This is a genomic window from Gilliamella sp. M0320, assembly GCF_016101635.1.
Classification (GTDB): domain Bacteria; phylum Pseudomonadota; class Gammaproteobacteria; order Enterobacterales; family Orbaceae; genus Gilliamella; species Gilliamella apis.
Genome location: NZ_JACFQD010000002.1, coordinates 315,366 through 333,972 on the forward strand (window position 1 = coordinate 315,366; position 18,607 = coordinate 333,972).

Annotated in this window: 14 protein-coding genes and 1 tRNA gene; 5 read left to right on the forward strand and 10 right to left on the reverse strand. The window is 33.8% G+C overall.

Annotated elements, in window-relative coordinates; genetic code table 11:
- Nucleotides 1-7: 7 nt before the first annotated feature.
- The 3 genes from H3T83_RS04045 to H3T83_RS04055 form a co-directional block, all read right to left on the reverse strand.
- On the reverse strand, nucleotides 8-484 hold the full coding sequence (locus H3T83_RS04045) for a toxin-activating lysine-acyltransferase (protein WP_086356955.1): 477 nt from the start codon (nucleotides 482-484) through the stop codon (nucleotides 8-10).
- 372 nt (nucleotides 485-856) lie between these two features.
- Nucleotides 857-3,007 (reverse strand): phosphate acetyltransferase, encoded by a 2,151-nt coding sequence (gene pta / locus H3T83_RS04050; RefSeq protein ID WP_065578925.1) that lies wholly within the window; start codon nucleotides 3,005-3,007, stop codon nucleotides 857-859.
- A 71-nt stretch (nucleotides 3,008-3,078) separates the two neighbouring features.
- A complete protein-coding gene (locus H3T83_RS04055; RefSeq protein ID WP_198215159.1) occupies nucleotides 3,079-4,284 on the reverse strand; it encodes an acetate kinase in 1,206 nt (401 codons plus the stop codon).
- Between the two features lie 193 nt (nucleotides 4,285-4,477).
- Between H3T83_RS04055 and yfbV the strand changes: the two genes are divergently transcribed.
- From yfbV to cysK, 3 genes are all read left to right on the forward strand, one after another.
- Complete coding sequence (gene yfbV, locus H3T83_RS04060) at nucleotides 4,478-4,933, forward strand: terminus macrodomain insulation protein YfbV (protein WP_165754889.1); 456 nt, start codon at nucleotides 4,478-4,480, stop codon at nucleotides 4,931-4,933.
- Complete coding sequence (gene priC, locus H3T83_RS04065) at nucleotides 4,908-5,450, forward strand: primosomal replication protein PriC (RefSeq protein WP_198215160.1); 543 nt, start codon at nucleotides 4,908-4,910, stop codon at nucleotides 5,448-5,450. The genes yfbV and priC overlap by 26 nt, the downstream gene beginning before the upstream one ends.
- A 308-nt stretch (nucleotides 5,451-5,758) precedes the next feature.
- Nucleotides 5,759-6,724, forward strand: coding sequence for a cysteine synthase A (gene cysK / locus H3T83_RS04070; protein WP_086356959.1), 966 nt, complete (start codon nucleotides 5,759-5,761; stop codon nucleotides 6,722-6,724).
- A gap of 94 nt (nucleotides 6,725-6,818) precedes the next feature.
- Here cysK and ruvB read toward each other — a convergent pair whose 3' ends face one another.
- The 7 genes from ruvB to recQ form a co-directional block, all read right to left on the reverse strand.
- A complete protein-coding gene (ruvB, locus tag H3T83_RS04075; RefSeq protein WP_198215161.1) occupies nucleotides 6,819-7,823 on the reverse strand; it encodes a Holliday junction branch migration DNA helicase RuvB in 1,005 nt (334 codons plus the stop codon).
- A 14-nt stretch (nucleotides 7,824-7,837) separates the two neighbouring features.
- Nucleotides 7,838-8,446 (reverse strand): Holliday junction branch migration protein RuvA, encoded by a 609-nt coding sequence (gene ruvA, locus H3T83_RS04080; RefSeq protein WP_198215162.1) that lies wholly within the window; start codon nucleotides 8,444-8,446, stop codon nucleotides 7,838-7,840.
- Between the two features lie 256 nt (nucleotides 8,447-8,702).
- Entirely contained in the window at nucleotides 8,703-9,041 is a 339-nt protein-coding gene (locus H3T83_RS04085) for a YbaB/EbfC family nucleoid-associated protein (protein ID WP_065578932.1), read from the reverse strand.
- 34 nt (nucleotides 9,042-9,075) lie between these two features.
- On the reverse strand, nucleotides 9,076-11,133 hold the full coding sequence (dnaX, locus tag H3T83_RS04090) for a DNA polymerase III subunit gamma/tau (RefSeq protein ID WP_198215163.1): 2,058 nt from the start codon (nucleotides 11,131-11,133) through the stop codon (nucleotides 9,076-9,078).
- A 251-nt stretch (nucleotides 11,134-11,384) separates the two neighbouring features.
- Nucleotides 11,385-12,563: a M20 family metallopeptidase gene (locus H3T83_RS04095; RefSeq protein ID WP_198215164.1), complete on the reverse strand. Its 1,179-nt coding sequence runs from the start codon at nucleotides 12,561-12,563 to the stop codon at nucleotides 11,385-11,387.
- Nucleotides 12,564-12,655: 92 nt separating this feature from the next.
- A complete protein-coding gene (locus tag H3T83_RS04100) occupies nucleotides 12,656-13,882 on the reverse strand; it encodes a hypothetical protein (protein WP_370528002.1) in 1,227 nt (408 codons plus the stop codon).
- Between the two features lie 105 nt (nucleotides 13,883-13,987).
- Entirely contained in the window at nucleotides 13,988-15,817 is a 1,830-nt protein-coding gene (gene recQ, locus H3T83_RS04105; RefSeq protein ID WP_198215166.1) for a DNA helicase RecQ, read from the reverse strand.
- Nucleotides 15,818-16,108: 291 nt separating this feature from the next.
- Here recQ and H3T83_RS04110 point away from each other — a divergent pair.
- Nucleotides 16,109-16,185 (forward strand) — tRNA-Val (locus tag H3T83_RS04110).
- Between the two features lie 269 nt (nucleotides 16,186-16,454).
- Nucleotides 16,455-18,410: an acyltransferase family protein gene (locus H3T83_RS04115; RefSeq protein WP_198215167.1), complete on the forward strand. Its 1,956-nt coding sequence runs from the start codon at nucleotides 16,455-16,457 to the stop codon at nucleotides 18,408-18,410.
- Nucleotides 18,411-18,607 lie beyond the last annotated feature (197 nt).

Sequence of the window (18,607 nt, forward strand, 5' to 3'; positions counted from 1 at the left end):
ATAGACTCTAACATTGAACTTTTTTTACAACAGTGTTTGTTTTCGATTTGTGATAACCAAAAAAGCAGAGATTATTTTTTAGGACTTTTTTACATATTGATTTCATTAAGAGAGATTCATTCAATCCAAATGGACAAAAAAAAGATAAAATCCATAAATTTTTGCTATCATCTTTGGTATTGCATTGAACAAAATTCACATAATTATCTTTTTTATTTAAGTAGTTATATTCTTCTTCTGAGTTCAAATAAGCCCAATTGAGATAACCCAATGGTCGGTTATTTTTAATGAGTAAAATGAAATTTTTAGACTGAATGATAGGTAGTAATATTTCCACCGCCGAGTTTATGGCTGTATTTCGGTAATATGAGTTTCTGTTCCACAACCAAACCATGGCACCTAATACTTCTGCCTCATTCCATGAAGTGTCATGATATATATTTGGTGCAATAACTCTGATGGAGTCATGATTAAGACAGTTCATTTCGTTCTACCTTTTGTAAAATTAATGAGAAATTGATCTATTTGAAAAAATAAAACCTAATTTTTTAACGTAGAAATAGAGACGTAAAACCGTCATTTTTTTAATTAAATAATTAAAGAGGTAAGGCATAACAGCAAATGTAACCAAATGATTGAATTACAGAAATATAGGTCAAAAATAAAAAAATTATTTAAATATTAACCAAAAACTATTCAATAATTATGAGAATAAGATCAAAAAACAACATTAAATAATGTAAAACTTACATCATCCTTAACTAATTTTGCCATTTATAACAATGATAAGACTGGTGAGACAGGAAAATTGAGAGGTTATAGAAAAACCTCTCATAAATTAGAACATAGATTTTAACTATTTGCTAGCATTTTGTTCTTGTGCAGATTGAATAGCAGTTAGTGCAATAGTATAAACAATGTCGTCAACTAAAGCGCCACGTGATAGATCGTTAACAGGTTTACGCATACCTTGTAACATAGGACCAATTGAGACAAGATCCGCTGAACGTTGTACCGCTTTGTAAGTGGTGTTACCAGTATTTAAATCAGGGAAGATAAATACTGTTGCTTTACCAGCTACTTGTGAATTAGGTGCTTTAGATTTTGCCACATCAGGCATAACGGCAGCATCATATTGTAATGGACCATCGATCATTAGATCAGGGCGTTTTTCTTGTGCTATACGAGTAGCTTCTTTCACTTTCTCAACATCGGCACCTTGACCAGAACTACCGGTTGAGTAAGAGATCATTGCAACGCGTGGTTCAATACCAAAGGCAATTGCAGTATCAGCAGATTGGATAGCAATTTCCGCAAGCTCTTGCGCATTTGGATCAGGATTGATTGCACAGTCACCATAAATATAAACTTGATCAGGCATTAACATAAAGAACACCGATGATACAAGTGAGCTTCCTGGTGCAGTTTTGATTAATTGTAATGGTGGACGAATTGTATTAGCCGTAGTGTGTACCGCACCTGAAACTAAACCATCAACTTCGTTTGCTTCAAGCATCATTGTACCAAGTACTACATTATCCGCTAATTGCTCACGAGCAATGACTTCAGTCATACCTTTGTTTTTACGCAATTCAACTAAACGTGGTACATATTTTTCACGAATACTATCTGGGTCAACAATTTCTACACCAGCACCTAAGGTAACACCTTGTGATGCAGCCACTTTACGAACTTCATCTGGATTACCAATCAGCACACATTTTGCAATGTTACGCTCGGCACAAATTGCAGCAGCTTTGATGGTTCTTGGCTCGTCGCCTTCTGGTAATACCACCACTTTTTTCGCATTACGAGCAAGTTCAGTTAATTGATAACGGAATGCAGGAGGAGATAAACGTCGTGCAGAATTTACAACTTCATTTAATGATTTAATCCAATTTGCATCAATATGGTCAGCAACAAAGTTTTGAGTATTATCCATACGCTCTTTGTCATCAACAGGGATTTCTAGATTAAATTGTTGTAAGTTAATTGAAGTTTGGAATGTATTTGTTTTAACCGTAAATACCGGTAAACCAGTATCAAATGCTGGTTGACATAACTTATACACTTTTTCATCAATCTCGTAACCACCAGTTAGCAATACCCCACCAATGGCAACACCATTCATCGCTGCTAAACTAATAGTAACCAATACATCAGCGCGGTCGGCTGAAGTTACTAAAAGTGCATTTGGTTGCAGGTGATTGATGATATTTTGGACGCTACGAGAACAGAAAGAAACGTGTTTAATTCGACGATTTTTAATTGCACCTTCATTAATAATTTTTGCGTCAAAATGTTTAGCAATATCGATTGCTCGACAGGCACTTAAATCGATATTCCAAGGAATACAGCCAAGGACTGGTAATGGACTATGCTCGCTTAAATCCTTAATAGTGATTTTTTTATTATCAAATTTTGGCGTATGATAAATTTCGGCCACATCAGGACGGGCAAGATTTTGCTCTTCAACAGGAGCATTGACTTTATTAACAATGACACCAATGATCTTATCATTTTTAATGCCACCAAAATTAGAACGGGCAATCTCAATACGATCTTTTAGCTGTTCAGGATTATCTTTACCCATATTTACAACAAAAATAATTTCAGCGCCAAGTGTTTTAGCAATGTTATTATTTAACTCATTAGCAAATGGATAATCAGTTGTCGGTACAATACCTTCAACTAAAACAACATCAGCACCTTTGGTATTTTCAGCGTACAGAGCGACAATTTCTTCCATTAATACATCTTGTTGATTTAAACCTAATAGGTTCTCAACATGACTCATTTTTAACGGTTTTAAAGTAGGAATGGATGTGTTTGAGCTAACTAAAGTAGTTGTATTATCAGGGGCATCGCCACCTGCTCTTGGTTGCGCAACAGGTTTAAATACATTTAAATTAATACCTTGACGCTCCATTGCTCGAATAACACCTAGACTTACACCTGTTAAACCAACATTGGTACCTGTTGGAATCAGCATAATGGTACGAGACATAATTTGTTTCCTCTTAATTCTTTTATTAAATCCAAAAAAACAAACCGCCTTGTAGGCGGTTTTAAAAGCTTTTAAGCTGTTAAACGTGCAGCATCTTGAGCAATGACAAGTTCTTCATTGGTTGGAATTACCATCGCGATTGCTGAACCATCTTTAGTAATTTTACCACCTTTACCAAAACGAGCCGCTAAGTTGCGTTCTTGATCAAGTTCAAAACCAAGTAAGCTTAATTTTTGTAAAGTCATACGACGAACTTCTTCAGAATTTTCGCCGATACCGCCAGTAAATACGATTGCATCTAGACGACCGTCTAATAACATTGCATAACCACCAATGTATTTTACTAAACGATGAACAAAAACATCTAAGGCATTTTTTGCATTTTCATCTTTATCGTAATTTTCGGTTACATAACGACAGTCACTGCTAACCCCTGTTAAACCTAGTAAACCAGATTTTTTGTTTAATAAATTGTTAATGTCAGCAACAGACATTTTTAAGTTGTCATGTAAGAAGAACATAATAGCCGGATCAATATCACCACTACGAGTACCCATAACTAGACCTTCAAGTGGCGTTAATCCCATTGAAGTTTCAACACATTTACCATTTTTAACTGCAGTAATAGAGGCACCATTACCTAAGTGACAAGTAATCACGTTAGTTTCTTCTACAGATTTATTTAATAATTTAGCAGCTTCACGGCTAACATAATAGTGACTTGTACCATGAGCTCCATAACGACGAATACCATGTTTAGTATATAATTCATTAGGAATTGCATATAAATATGCTTCTTTAGGCATTGTAGTATGGAATGCGGTATCAAATACTGCGACGTTTTTATCTTTTAAATGAGGAAAAGCAACATAAGCTTCACGAATACCAATTAAATGAGCTGGATTATGTAAAGGTGCGAAAGCTGCTGCTTCTTCAATCCCTTTTAATACTGAATCATCAATTACAACTGATTGGGTATATTTCTCACCACCATGAACAATACGGTGCCCAATTGATTTGATACTATCTAATAATTCTGGTTTTTGTGGAAAAATACTGTTTACAATAAATCTAATTGCTTCGCTATGCGCTGCACCAGCACCTAAAGAAGCTTCTTTCTTTTCACCATCTAATTTCCATTTAATACGAGCATCAGGAAGGTGAAAACATTCAGCTAAGCCAGATAAAAATTCATCACCATTTTCAGGGTTTATGATTGCAAATTTTAAAGATGAACTTCCACAATTCAGAACAAGAGCGTTATTACTTGATGACATAGTAATTCCTATAAATTGAATAAAAAGATATATACCAATCAAAATTGGTAACTCTACACATGATTAAATAATCAATGTGATATACAAGGCGACTTCTGATATCTTGGTTTTTAAGATAAAATAAAGAGAGCCCCCAATTTGAATGACACTATTTTAAGACATTAAAATGTGAATGTCGAGGAATCCAAATCAGATGAATTTAGTTAAAAAATTTAAGGCAGGTCAAACATATATGGATCTTTGCCCCAAAGATAAGGCGCTTTCATATTCATTTCCGGAACTAAAAATTATTAACCACATAAAAACCACGAAAAAAATCTTACCACCCATTATTATTGGCCTAATTGTTTGGCAATATTATTTGCCGGCACAATTAGCGGTAACTATTGTTACCATTTTATTTGCCTTGAGCTTACCCATTCAAGGAATATTATGGTTAGGCTATCGAGCTCAATCACCATTACCACTAAATTTGGTTGATGATTATAACCGTATTAAATTACAACTAATCGAAAAAAAAGTAATCAGTCCAAATCGCAATCCTAATGAAAAATTAACGTTTGAAGCATTAATGAAATTGATGAATCTATCTAAAATTCATTTAGGCAATTATTTTGGACAAGATGATGATACATCTAACCAACAATGAAGATATATTTATGCAGAACTTTTTGGAAAAATTAAAAGAGCAGATCAATCAACTTGAGCAACAGATCAACCTAGCTGATCAACCTGCTTATCAAGAACACTATTTTGATGAACATCTGTTTAATAGCAGTAAGATTGAAGTCGATTTTCAATTTTATATCGATAAGATAAAGCTTACTTATCAATCCCTCTGTGATGCCGCTTTAACCGAAAAACTAAGTCAAATTGAATTTTTATCAGAAAAACTTATTGACCAAATCACTGCTCTAAGTCGAGAACTTGCTACTGTGCATTTACGTAAGCAACCAACCAATTACGTGATTAAAGAAACCGTTGCGGAAAAACATTCCAGACATTTAGATTATCTGCGTCGATTGCAAGAGATGAAATACGAATTAGAACTATCACCTGAGGCTATTGATTATACAAAAATAGCAGCATTAGATAATCGTATATATCGTTGTGAACAAGCAATTAAAAAAATTGAGTTAGATATGGAAAATGAGGTCTTCGATTAAGTTGAATTATTTTTTATCAGTATATTGCGCTTAAAATATTCTTTTTCCTATATTCTCTTTTTTATCTGTAAAACATAAATTTAGTAGACTTACTATAATTTGGCGATAAATATACCTGCCAATTTAAGCTAATCCATTATTCATCATGATAATGTTCAAGTATTTGCTTTTTTAATCTATTGCTTATTCCCAAAATGCATATTGTTATAATTATTAATTAGTTTCATCTTTTATAGTTATATTTATAATGATATTAATATTAACAAAGTGATACTATTTATCATTAGGCAATAAAAAAGGATTCAAACATGAGTAAAATATTTGATGATAATTCACAGACCATTGGCCATACGCCTTTAGTTCGCTTAAAACATTTCGGACAAGGCAATATATTAGCCAAAGTAGAATCTCGTAACCCTAGTTTTAGTATTAAGTGTCGCATTGCATCAAATATGATTTGGGATGCTGAGAAACGTGGTTTATTAAACCCTGATGTTGAACTTATCGAGCCAACCAGTGGTAATACTGGTATCGCACTTGCCGCGGTTGCAGCTGCTCGTGGATATAAATTAACCTTAACCATGCCTGAAAGCATGAGCATTGAACGTCGTAAACTTCTAAAAGCTTTAGGTGCTAATCTCGTGCTAACCGATGCAGCTAAAGGAATGAAAGGCGCAATCGAAAAAGCAGAAGAGATCGTTGCCAGTAATCCTAAACACAATATTATGCTACAACAATTCAGTAATGCCGCTAATCCAGAAATTCATGAAAAAACTACTGGACCAGAAATCTGGCTTGACACTGACGGACAAGTCGATATTTTTGTTGCTGGTGTCGGCACTGGTGGGACTTTTACTGGTGTAACTAAGTACATAAAAAAAACACAAGGTAAAAACATCACTGCAGTAGCGGTTGAACCAAGTACCTCACCTGTTATTAGCCAAGCCCTTGCGGGTGAGCCAATCAAACCAGGACCACATAAAATACAAGGTATTGGTGCAGGATTCATTCCTGATAATTTAGATTTAAGTTTGATTGACTTGGTCGAAAAAGTAAGCAATGAAGATGCTATCGATACTGCGCGTATAATAATGGAAAAAGAAGGCATCTTAGCGGGAATTTCATCCGGTGCGGCAGTATTTGCTGCTGACCGCTTGGCGCGACTACCAGAAAATGCCAATAAAACCATCGTGGTTATCTTACCATCTTCTGGTGAACGTTATCTTAGTACTGATTTATTCAGTGGTATTTTTACTGAAAAAGAGCTCGGTTAATTCAGTTAGATTATTGAATAAAAACCAAACACCGCTGTTGAGCGGTGTTTTATTAAATGATAAAGAGTTAAACTATTATCTTATTCGATTAAATTTAAACGTCTTGAACAATACCAAAATGTCGATAAGCATGAGGTGTGGCAATTCGGCCTCTCGGCGTTCTTTGGATATAACCTTGTTGAATCAAAAATGGTTCTAACACATCCTCAATAGTTTCACGCTCTTCACCTATTGCAGCTGCAATATTATCTAAACCTACTGGCCCACCCATAAATTTCTCGATAATAGCCAGAAGTAACTTACGATCCATATAATCAAAGCCTTCATTATCTACATCTAACATATCTAATGCTTGAGTGGCAATTCGTTCATCAATAACGCCTTTAGATTTAACATCAGCATAATCCCTAACCCGTCGTAATAAACGGTTAGCAATCCGTGGCGTACCTCGAGATCGTTTAGCAATTAAGTAAGCCCCTTCTTTAGAAAGGTCCATACCTAAAAATTTTGCACTACGGCTAACAATATATTCCAAATCTTCTACACGATAAAACTCAAGCCGTTGCACAATACCAAAGCGATCACGCAATGGCGACGTTAATGAGCCAGCTCGAGTCGTTGCGCCAATAAGGGTAAAAGGAGGCAGATCTATTTTAATTGAACGTGCTGCTGGCCCTTCACCAATCATAATATCAAGTTGATAATCTTCCATTGCCGGATATAAGATTTCTTCAACAACTGGCGATAATCGATGAATTTCATCAATAAATAGCACATCATTAGGTTCTAAATTGGTTAGCATAGCAGCTAAATCACCCGCTTTTTCCAATACTGGTCCTGATGTGGTACGTAAATTAACATTCATTTCATTAGCAACAATATTTGCCAATGTAGTTTTACCTAGACCTGGAGGACCAAATATTAAAACATGATCAAGTGCGTCACTACGCTGTTTAGCAGCTTGAATAAAAATTTTCATCTGCTCACGAACTTGAGGTTGGCCAATATATTCATCCAAATACTTAGGACGAATGGCTCGATCTAAAGACTCTTCTTCTTTTTGTGCCTGTGGAGCAATTAAACGATCCGCTTCAATCATTATCAATACCTACTTTACAATACTGATTTTAATGCTTCACGTATTAGCATTTCACAATCCATTTCTGGTTTAATGACTTTACTAATAATACGGTTGGCTTCTTGTGGTTTATAACCCAGAGCAATAAGCGCTGAAACTGCTTCACTTTCAATTTGGTTGGATGATTTTTTAATATCACCAATATCAATAGCTGGGTTAACATTTGATAGTTCTTCACCAAAGCGTTTAACACGATCTTTCATTTCAACAATTAATCGTTCAGCGGTTTTAGTCCCTACCCCCGGTAATTTGACCAATGTTTTAATTTCACCTTGTTCAACAGCATTAATAAATTGTGCTGCTGACATCCCAGATAAAATCGCTAGGGCTAATTTTGGGCCAACGCCATTAACTTTAATTAATTCACGAAATAACTCTCGTTCTTGCTCATGATTAAAACCATAAAGCACTTGAGCATCTTCTCGAACAGCAAAATGAGTTAACACAATTACCTCTTTGCCATTGTCGGGTAACTCATAAAAACAGGTCATTGGCATAAAAACTTCATAGCCAACACCACCAACTTCAATTAATACTTTAGGTGGTTGTTTCTCAATAATGATTCCACGTAAACGACCTATCACAATATATCCTTAATAAATTTAATGTTGATTAAGTAAGTTTGCTTAAAATAACCTTAAATTAAACAATCTTTAAGATTCTAGATTAATCAAATTGTTATAATCAACATTGAAAGTGAATTGAATGTAATTATCAGTTAGTTTACCTGATAGGAAAAAATTAATAAAGAAAAACTGTATAAATAGACAGGAGATAAAAAGAAATTTTGCCGACTAAGTCGGCAAAATGTATAAGACGATATCTGATTAATTTTTCAACTTAAAATGGCATTTTAAAGCCTGGAGGTAATTGCATGCCGCCAGTTACTTGAGCCATTCTTTCTTTTTGCGCTTCTTCTAAACGACGAGTTGCATCATTGTAAGCAGCCGCAATCAAATCTTCTAACATTTCTTTATCATCTTCAGTTAATAAAGATGGATCAATTTCCACACGTTTACAACTATGCGCACCATTTACAGTTACTTTAACGATACCAGCACCTGACTCACCGGTAACTTCTAATTTAGCAATTTCTTCCTGAGCTTGCTGCATTTTTGCTTGCATTTGTTGGGCTTGTTTCATCAAATTACCCAAACCGCCTTTTCCACCTGGAAACATAATTATTCCTCATTAAAAAACATTTATTCTGTAATTATACAGGACGAATACTCGATTCATCAATCTTGGCATCAAAATATTGACAAATCGTCTCAACTTTAGGATCTTGATGAATCGTCAATTTAGCTTGTTCAAGCTTTTGTTGATATAAATCCTCACGCATTTCTAACGGCGTCTTATTAGCCTTATTATCATCAATCACCACCTCTAGATTGAGTGTTTTTTGACGATAATTTGACAGCGCAGTTCGCAACTTAATACAATTTGCTGACGATTTAGCTAGATGCTCCACAGCCGAACGCGTATGCAAAATAATATGATTATCATCAATTAATTCAGGGTAGGAATTAATCGCAATTTGTTTAATTAATGGCGCAAGTTCTAATTGTTCAATTTCAGCACACCAAGCGTCTTTTTCAGCCATTTCGACAATTAATTTTTTAACCATTTCTGGCGTTTTATCAACTTTGAAAGAATCGCATAATGTTTTTGCATCAAGTGCTGGTTCATTTTTTGTTTCAACTATGCCACAAGCCTGCCATTGATAATTTTCAGCAGTTATCTCTTCTTGTTCCACTTCCTCATCATTTTTTTCACTATCATTACCTAGCTTGGCAAGCTGCTGAACGTCATCCCGTTTACTGTTAATTAAAGAATTAGATGGTTGATGATAATCAACCAATTCAGGCTTTTTTGGCTTTTGTTCCTCTTTCATTAACTGCATTCGCATCTCTAAAATGTTTTTAGTGATTGATGATGCATCATCAGGAAGTGATATTTCTGGTTGTGAAACAGTATTTTCATCACTAGTAGCTGGTCTTACTATTGTACTGTCATTTAATTGCTGATTCTCAATAGCTGACTTAACAGTTTGCTGTATAGGCGCTGCCTCATTTGCGTTTTGTGATGAAGTCGTCACAACCTGAGCTGGTTGTGTTCTAATAGGCGATTCAACTTTTTTTGTCGGTGTAGTCGCTGTTGCAGCTGGTGGCATAATCGCATCGACATTTTTAGGCATAAATGCTAAAGCGCGTAAAAAACTCATTTCAACACCCATTTTTTTATCTGGTGCAAAAGCAAGTTCTTTCCGACCCATTAATAAAATTTGATAAAATAGTTGCACATCATTAGGCGCCATATATTGAGCTAAAAAGCGTAACTGTTCTTCATTATCTGCATAATCACCCAATGCGGTTGGTACAACTTGTAATAAGGCAATTTGATGTAACAATGCAATAGATTCGGCTAATAAATTATCCCAATCCGCACCTTGCACAGCAGCCGCTTCAATTTGTTGCATCAAAGTATTACCATCATTTTGATAAAGAGCATTAATTAATGAAAAAGGAATTGCTTTATCTAAAGTACCAAGCATGGAGGCTGTTGACGCAGCATCAATTTTACCATTACCAAGCGCTATTGCTTGATCGGTTAAACTTAATGCATCGCGCATACTACCATTTGCTGCTTTAGCTAACAGCTGTATTGCTCGCGGTTCACTTTCAATTTGTTCTAATTGCAAAATATGTTTTAGTTGCTCAGCAATTAATGATGTATCAAGCACATTTAAGTGCAGATGCAGACAGCGAGATAAAATAGTGATAGGTAATTTTTGCGGATCAGTTGTTGCTAATAAAAACTTAACGTGTTCTGGTGGTTCTTCCAATGTTTTTAATAAAGCATTGAAGCTACTACGAGAGAGCATATGTACTTCATCGATTAAGTAAACTTTAAAACGGCCTTTGCTTGGCAAATATTGAATATTATCTAAAATTTCCCGAGTATCTTCGACTTTAGTACGTGAGGCAGCATCAATTTCGAGTAAGTCAACAAATCGACCCTGTTCAATCTCACGACAATTATCACAAACACCACAAGGCGTTGCCGTTATACCACTTTCACAATTTAAGCCTTTGGCTAACAATCGAGCAATCGAAGTTTTACCTACACCTCGAGTACCAGAGAACAGATAAGCGTGATGTACTCGACCAAGAGAAAGAGCATTAGATAAAATTTTTAAAACATGCTGTTGCCCTACTACTTCAGAAAATGATTTTGGTCGCCACTTACGTGCTAAGACTTGATAACTCATAATCACCATTACTTTTACTAATAAATTTTGCTAATCATACCATAAAGTGTCAATTTAGTCTTTAAGATGCCGATAACCGATTCGATATTAGGTTAGATTTTTGAGCAATAAAATCCCCTTTGCACAAATTTTAAAATTATTAGGCTATTTTGATGAATTACTTATTGAAAAAATGATTTATCAACCTTCAAACAGCAAATCGAAGGTTGATAAGTAAAGAAAATAATCAATTGATGATTAATTATGAATGGCTAATCTTGATTTAAATAGGCCCATGCATATTGTGCATAAAATTCTGCACCTAACGCCATACCATCTTCGTCAACATTAAAACAGCCATGGTGATGTGGCCATTGAGTATCTTTTTCAGGATTACCAGATCCAACTAAAGCAAAAGCACCAGGAATGTTTTCAGTATAATAACTAAAATCTTCACCACCGGTTGTTGGTGCTTCAAAATACAATGCATCTTCACCAAATGATTCAACAATGACTTTTTGTGCTAATAGTGCGCTTTCTTTATCGTTTATAACTGGTAAGGTCCCATAGATATACTCGACTTCAGCGGTCGCTCTATACATAGCTGCTACTTGATTAGCATAACGTCTAATTGCTGCTTCAATTTTTTCACGCACTGCAACATTAAAACATCTCACAGTACCTTCTAATACCGCATTTTCAGCAATTACGTTAAAACGCGTACCCACATCCATTCGACCTATAGTCACAACCGCAGGATCAAGAGGCGATATTTCACGAGAAACAATTGATTGAACATTCATAACAAATGCAGATGCAACCATAACCGCATCCACGGTATCATGTGGCATTGAACCATGACCACCACGACCTTTAAATTTAACCGTTAATAGATCTGCTGAAGCAAAGCTTGAACCAACAACACAAGATACTTTACCAACTGGCATTTGTGACCATATATGCATACCAAAAGCGCTATCAACACCTTCAAGTACGCCTTGTTCGATCATCCCTTTGGCCCCTTGTGCAATTTCTTCAGCCGGCTGAAATACTAATCGCACATTACCTTTTAACTGTTCCCGAATAGAATATAACGTTTTAGCAGCAGTAAGCAGCATAGCGGTATGAGTATCATGTCCACAAGCATGCATTTTGCCATCAATAGTGGATTGATAATCAATATTGGTACTTAATTCCTTAACCGGTAAAGCATCAATATCTGCCCTAAGTAAAATCGTTTTGCCTGGCTTACCGCCTTGGATATCAGCAATAATACCTGTCGGCTTAGTGCGTCGATAAGTAATACCAATTTTATCAAGTTCTTCAGCAATTCTATCAGTGGTTCTAAATTCTTCCCACGGTAATTCTGGATGGCGATGTAAATCACGACGAAACGTAATCATGTCGTTAATGTTCTGTTTTATTGAATCTTTAATAGTTTGATTAATCATGTTACTACCTTTTATATATTTCATATGTATTCTTTTAATAGTGCACATATTTGCACAAATCTACAAGTTGAATCTGATAATTAAATTTCCAACTATTTGATTGGCGTTAACGGACCAACAATCATATTAACCATGATGCCAGCTAATACAACCGATACCATCGTTACTGAAATAAATCCTCCAATTAACATCGGTGGTAACATATGGCTGGTTAATACCTCTTTTTCTTTTGGATCTTTGGTTAAATTATTAATAACCTCGTTAGTGATAATATAATCGGCCGGGAATCCATATAGTGCTGTTAAAGCGATCGAAAAAGCCATTTCTTTACTTACTTTTAAAACTTTACCGACAATAACCGAAAAAATAAACATCCCAACAACAGCAGAAAGAATAAAAATAATTAAAGGTGTGATAAGTCTAATTAACATATCTGGCGTTGCTCGGCTCAAAGTATCAAAAATAAATAACATTAACCCCATAACCGCAAGCCCAAAACCACCGGCTTTCTTTAAAGGGTGACGTTCTAAAAAACCTAAAGAAGCAGCAACAACACCAAATAATAAACATAAAACAAATGGACTAATACTGACGACAGGTTTCAATACTTCCGATACTGAGTAAGCTAAAAAGCCCACTATTGCAATACGTAAAAAGATAAAGTACGAAGAATTATAACTTGCTGGAATTTTAGCAAACAGACCTGGCATCGGATTTTCATCAGTAGTTGCAGCTTGTTTATCCATAGTACTAACATCCTTTTCAACGATCCAAGTCCCTTCATGATATTTTTTCAATACTCGGCGACCTTCTTTTTTCAGCATAATAGAAGTTAATGGATAACCAATAAAACCTTGCATTACATAGATTATAATTGCAAATACAGCCAGATCTGGTAATCCTGCATCAGTTGCCCCTTTAGCCATAATAATGGCTGAAACAATACCACCTACTAATGGTGGAATAGCGACAATAATGGTGTTGAGGTCAAAAAATAGATATCCCACTATAATAGCAACAACAATAATACCGACAATCCCTGAAAGCGATATGAGTATTGTCTTCCATTGTAGTATCAACTCATTTATTGATAACAAAGTTCCCATGTTTACAATCAATAAATACATAAACATAACAGCTACTACATTTGGGATACCTGCTCGAGCAACAATATCAGTTGGGAAGAATGTCCAATAACCTAATAAAAACAGGACAGCACAAATAAAAACTGAAGGTATCCAAGCTTTAGTCCGTGTTGAAACAACATCACCTAGATATAAAATAATAAGCAATAAAACTAATGCCAACATCTGTGGCATATCATTCATAGTGGGCATAAAAACTCCATTTTTAATAAATTAAATTATAAAAAATAATTAAAATGATTTAAAAAATAGCTATTATAGATAATATTTTAAACATTGTTATAAGTTTTTTATCATAAAATCATTAATTTCGTCTAAGAAAAGATTACCATATTTTTCTAATTTAATTTTGCCAACACCGGTAACATTAATCAGTTGTTTCTTACTTTCTGGTTTAGTTTGCACCATTTCAAGTAATGTTGCATCACTAAATACAATATAGGGGGCAATATCTTCCATATCAGCAATTTCTTTGCGCAACCGCTTAAGATTGTTGAATAATATTCGTTCTTCATAAGATAATATCGTAGTTAAATTAATCGCTCTAGCATAACGATTTAAACGACTTTTCTTCACGATTTCTAAACGTGGTTTTGCTAAAGATAAGGCTACTTGACCTTTAAGTATCGCACGTGCTTGTTCGGTCAATTGTAACGTAGTGAAGGTGGAAATATTTTGACTGACATATCCCAAATAAATTAATTGTCTAATTACACTAAGCCAATAGTCAGAAGAATGCGCTTTACCTATACCATAAACCGATAATTTATCATGACCATTTTCTTTAATTTGCGAGCGCGAAGATCCTCGTAGTACATCAACAACATATTGAGCACCATAGCGCTGTTCAACTCGGTATATACACGAAAGAATTTTTTGTGCATCAATTAATCCATCATAATGCTCAGGAGGATAAAGACAGATATCACAGTTGTTGCAAGGTTCGGTTCTATTTTCGCCAAAATAGTTAAGTAATACCGTGCGCCGACAGGTCATACTTTGGGCAAATGACTCCATAGCTTGTATCTTATGTAGCTCAACTTGCTTATGTTTATTCTCTGGTTTATCGGCGATTTGTCGATGGTACCAATTTAGATCTTTACTATTAAATAATAAAAGTGCCTCTGCCGGAACGCCATCCCGGCCAGCTCGACCAGTTTCTTGATAATATGCCTCAATCGTTCTAGGGCAATCAGCATGTACTACAAAGCGAACATTAGGTTTGTTTATTCCCATACCAAAAGCGACAGTTGCAACAATAATTTGCACATTATCTTTCAAAAAACTCTCCTGAGCTTGTTGACGTTCAGCAATGGTTAAACCAGCATGATAAGCAACGACAGAAAATCCCCTTGTAGCAAGTCTGGTTGTCATATCCTCAACTTTGGAGCGACTTGAACAGTAAACAATACCACTATTCCCCTTTTGCGTTTCAATAAAAGAGACAACTTGCTCTGTAAGATTAAATTTTTCAACTACCGTATAACGTATATTTGGTCGATCAAAACTACGTACTACCACTAACGGATCGATTAAATTAAGTTGATTAATCACATCAGCTTGAGTCAATTTATCGGCAGTTGCTGTTAACGCTATAATAGGCACTTCAGGGAAACGCAATGATAAATGGCTTAATTGACGATAGTCAGGTCTAAAATCATGCCCCCATTGTGAAATACAATGCGCCTCATCAATAGCGATTAATGAAGGAGGATGAGCAGTAATTAATGAAGAAAAGGACGACATAGCCAGTCGCTCAGGTGAAATATATAATAATTTAATTGAATGATTTAAATATTTTTCAATAATATTTTGTTGCTCTTCTGGAGCTTGAGTTGCATTTAAAAAAGCGGCTGGAATCCCATTAACTAATAATTGATCGACCTGATCCTTCATTAACGAAATAAGTGGCGAAATAACCAATGCGGTACCGGGCAATAATACAGCCGGAATCTGGTAACAAAGTGATTTGCCACCACCAGTTGGAATAATGGTTAATGTATCTCGTCCGGCAATAACTGATTCAATTATATCTCTTTGCTGATTTCTAAACGATTTGTAACCAAAAACATTGTGTAACACGTCCTCAATCTGATCTCTAAATGACATACTAACCTGAACCAGTAATACCTTATCTATTTTTTATGGAGTATATCGAATTTGATATGAACAAACCACCGTGAATTTACATTTATTTACAAATCGTAATAAATAGAATTTCTTCAAAAAATAACATCGTTGAGTAAAAATGGCAAAAAACAAGAATCTGGATATTATTGGATTAACAATATTGACTGTTTTTCCAACAAACAAACGCAAAAGATTAAAAAAACAACTAATTTTGATTTTTTTACTTGAAACAAAACAATTTGCCAGCTAATATTTGCATGTTTCAAATGTACGCCCGTAGCTCAGTTGGTTAGAGCATCACCTTGACATGGTGGGGGTCAGTGGTTCGAGTCCACCCGGGCGTACCAATTCAAAGTCTTATTCTACAAGCATTCCTAGTATAAATTTTATTTATTATATGTTATGAAAATCTAGATAAATAAAACCTATAAAAATTGGCTAATACCTAAGTAAATAATTTTTTACTCATCTCGGTTAAAATCATCGTAATCAATTCATACTCAAGTTATATCATAAATTGTCAAATAGATTCTAATTTAGAATTTAATCAAAATCTTAAAATATGATATTATTCTAAGCCAATTTCTTAAGAGTGATTGATGACAATAAAAAATATATGAAAAAATACTACCCTGAAATTGATGGATTAAGAGCAATCGCTGTTTTATTTGTATTAATTTTTCATCTTAATCCTGACGGTTTTTTTAGTGGTGGTTATATAGGTGTTGATATATTTTTTGTTATATCTGGCTATTTAATTACTGGAATTATTTATAAAGATATCAGTAATAAGCAGTTTAAATTTATTGATTTTATGAATCGTCGAATAGCTAGATTATATCCTGCATTATTATTTACTATATTTTTCGTAATTGTTGGTGGTTTTTTAGTCTACACTACTGATTACTATTTAACTGCCTTAAAAACAATTAAATACGTTTTTTTCTCTGCCTCAAATATAATGTTTATGCGCTCAAAAGGATACTGGGATTCTTCCACGAATGAAAATCCATTATTGCATACATGGTCTTTAGGTATTGAACAACAGTTTTATATTTGTTTCCCATTAATTTTATGCCTTTTTGCAAAAATATTTAAATATAAAAACACAATTATAGTAACAACAATAATTTTCTCTATCCTTTCATTTATTTGTGCACAATATTTATCAATCAAAATACCATCATCTAATTTTTATTTCACTTTCTCAAGATTTTTTGAATTAGGTATTGGTGGAATATTTGCAATTAAAAAAGATAAATTAAAGAACATAACAAATAGTTATAAAGAAATTCTATTCGTATTTGGATTTTCTACACTATGTTTATGTGCAATATTTTATACGACTAATATGAATTACTATCCTGGTTTGAATACTTTATTAGTCATTTTAGGCTCACTTTTATGTATATTATATGGCGATACTAGATTTACTGGAGTAATTCTACGCCAAAAAATCATAGTCTACATTGGAACAATATCCTATTCGATTTACCTGATTCATTGGCCTCTAATTGTTTTTTATAGGTATTTATCACAAAAAAATCATCTAACAGATATCGAACAACTCATCTTGTTATTAGGTACAATTCTGTTTGCTATATTTATGTATAGGTTTATTGAAAACAAATACCGCAAAATATCTATTTCAATATTTAAGCCAAGTGGTAAAGTTTTTTCAACATTATTTATCTTGCTTATTGCACTTAATTTTACAATGATTCGTACGGAAGGTTTTCCCAAAAGACTAATTGTTTTTCCAGAAGATGTCGTCCAAAAATCTATCTATGCTACCTCTATGCATGAATATGCAAAATGGAATAACGATGTACAATTACTTGGCAATAAAAACCAACCTCCTATAGCCATTTTTACGGGTGATAGTTTTTTAGGACAATTCGTTGAACAAATAGATTTATATTTTAAAAATAAAAATCAATCAGTTTTAATAATTGGACAATATGGATGCTTATTAATCAATGATATAAATAAAACAAAAGATAATACATGTCTAAACGTAACACAAAAATTATACGTTGAGCTTAATAAAAATCTTCCAATTATTCGAATAAACAACTGGTTAGATTATAGAGAGCTATCTATCAATAAAATGTTTTATGATAACAACTACAATTTAAAACAAGTAGGATTTGAAGAAATATGGAATGAAGTTTTAAATCAGCAAAAAATTAATGGAAATAAAATGTTATTTATTTTATCCCATCCCAAAATAGATTATTCAGTACATATAAATGGTAATGCGCCTTTGTTTTATTTAATACATAAAAATAATGAATTTATAAAAATAAAATATAAGAGTGATTATTCAAGAATTGAAAGTAATAATCAACTAATTGAGCTAATAAATCAAAATAAAAATTTATCATATTTAGAAACATATGACATTTTCTGCGATAAAGAATTTTGTTATAACGCACCTAATAACAAACCAGATAAATATTTTTATGCGTATAACGATCATTTATCAAGATCAGGCGCACAACAAGTGTGGAATAATATAGGTGATAAAGTTTATCAGTTTATTTTAGACAATTCATCGACGAAAAAATAATATATTATAAGAAATAGTACAATTTAATCTGTTAGATACTGTTTATTTATCAGAGTTAAAATGATTAAGCAATTTTTATATCTAGTAATATTGATCACCTTTTATATTTGAAACATTTAAATTACCTTAACTTTAATAAATAAAATAGGAAAAATATTGTTTTGTTTATAGTTAAGTAAAACAGTTTGGTATTTTAA

What these genes read in the sequence shown, in the direction of transcription:
- priC (WP_198215160.1), top strand. Translation starts at nt 4,908, where the DNA reads ATGATGATACATCTAACCAACAATGAAGATATATTTATGCAGAACTTT.
- H3T83_RS04095 (WP_198215164.1), bottom strand. Translation starts at nt 12,563, where the DNA reads ATGATTAATCAAACTATTAAAGATTCAATAAAACAGAACATTAACGAC.
- dnaX (WP_198215163.1), bottom strand. Translation starts at nt 11,133, where the DNA reads ATGAGTTATCAAGTCTTAGCACGTAAGTGGCGACCAAAATCATTTTCT.
- H3T83_RS04045 (WP_086356955.1), bottom strand. Translation starts at nt 484, where the DNA reads ATGAACTGTCTTAATCATGACTCCATCAGAGTTATTGCACCAAATATA.
- ruvB (WP_198215161.1), bottom strand. Translation starts at nt 7,823, where the DNA reads ATGATTGAAGCGGATCGTTTAATTGCTCCACAGGCACAAAAAGAAGAA.
- H3T83_RS04100 (WP_370528002.1), bottom strand. Translation starts at nt 13,882, where the DNA reads ATGCCACAGATGTTGGCATTAGTTTTATTGCTTATTATTTTATATCTA.
- pta (WP_065578925.1), bottom strand. Translation starts at nt 3,007, where the DNA reads ATGTCTCGTACCATTATGCTGATTCCAACAGGTACCAATGTTGGTTTA.
- H3T83_RS04085 (WP_065578932.1), bottom strand. Translation starts at nt 9,041, where the DNA reads ATGTTTCCAGGTGGAAAAGGCGGTTTGGGTAATTTGATGAAACAAGCC.
- H3T83_RS04055 (WP_198215159.1), bottom strand. Translation starts at nt 4,284, where the DNA reads ATGTCATCAAGTAATAACGCTCTTGTTCTGAATTGTGGAAGTTCATCT.
- cysK (WP_086356959.1), top strand. Translation starts at nt 5,759, where the DNA reads ATGAGTAAAATATTTGATGATAATTCACAGACCATTGGCCATACGCCT.
- H3T83_RS04115 (WP_198215167.1), top strand. Translation starts at nt 16,455, where the DNA reads ATGAAAAAATACTACCCTGAAATTGATGGATTAAGAGCAATCGCTGTT.
- yfbV (WP_165754889.1), top strand. Translation starts at nt 4,478, where the DNA reads ATGAATTTAGTTAAAAAATTTAAGGCAGGTCAAACATATATGGATCTT.
- recQ (WP_198215166.1), bottom strand. Translation starts at nt 15,817, where the DNA reads ATGTCATTTAGAGATCAGATTGAGGACGTGTTACACAATGTTTTTGGT.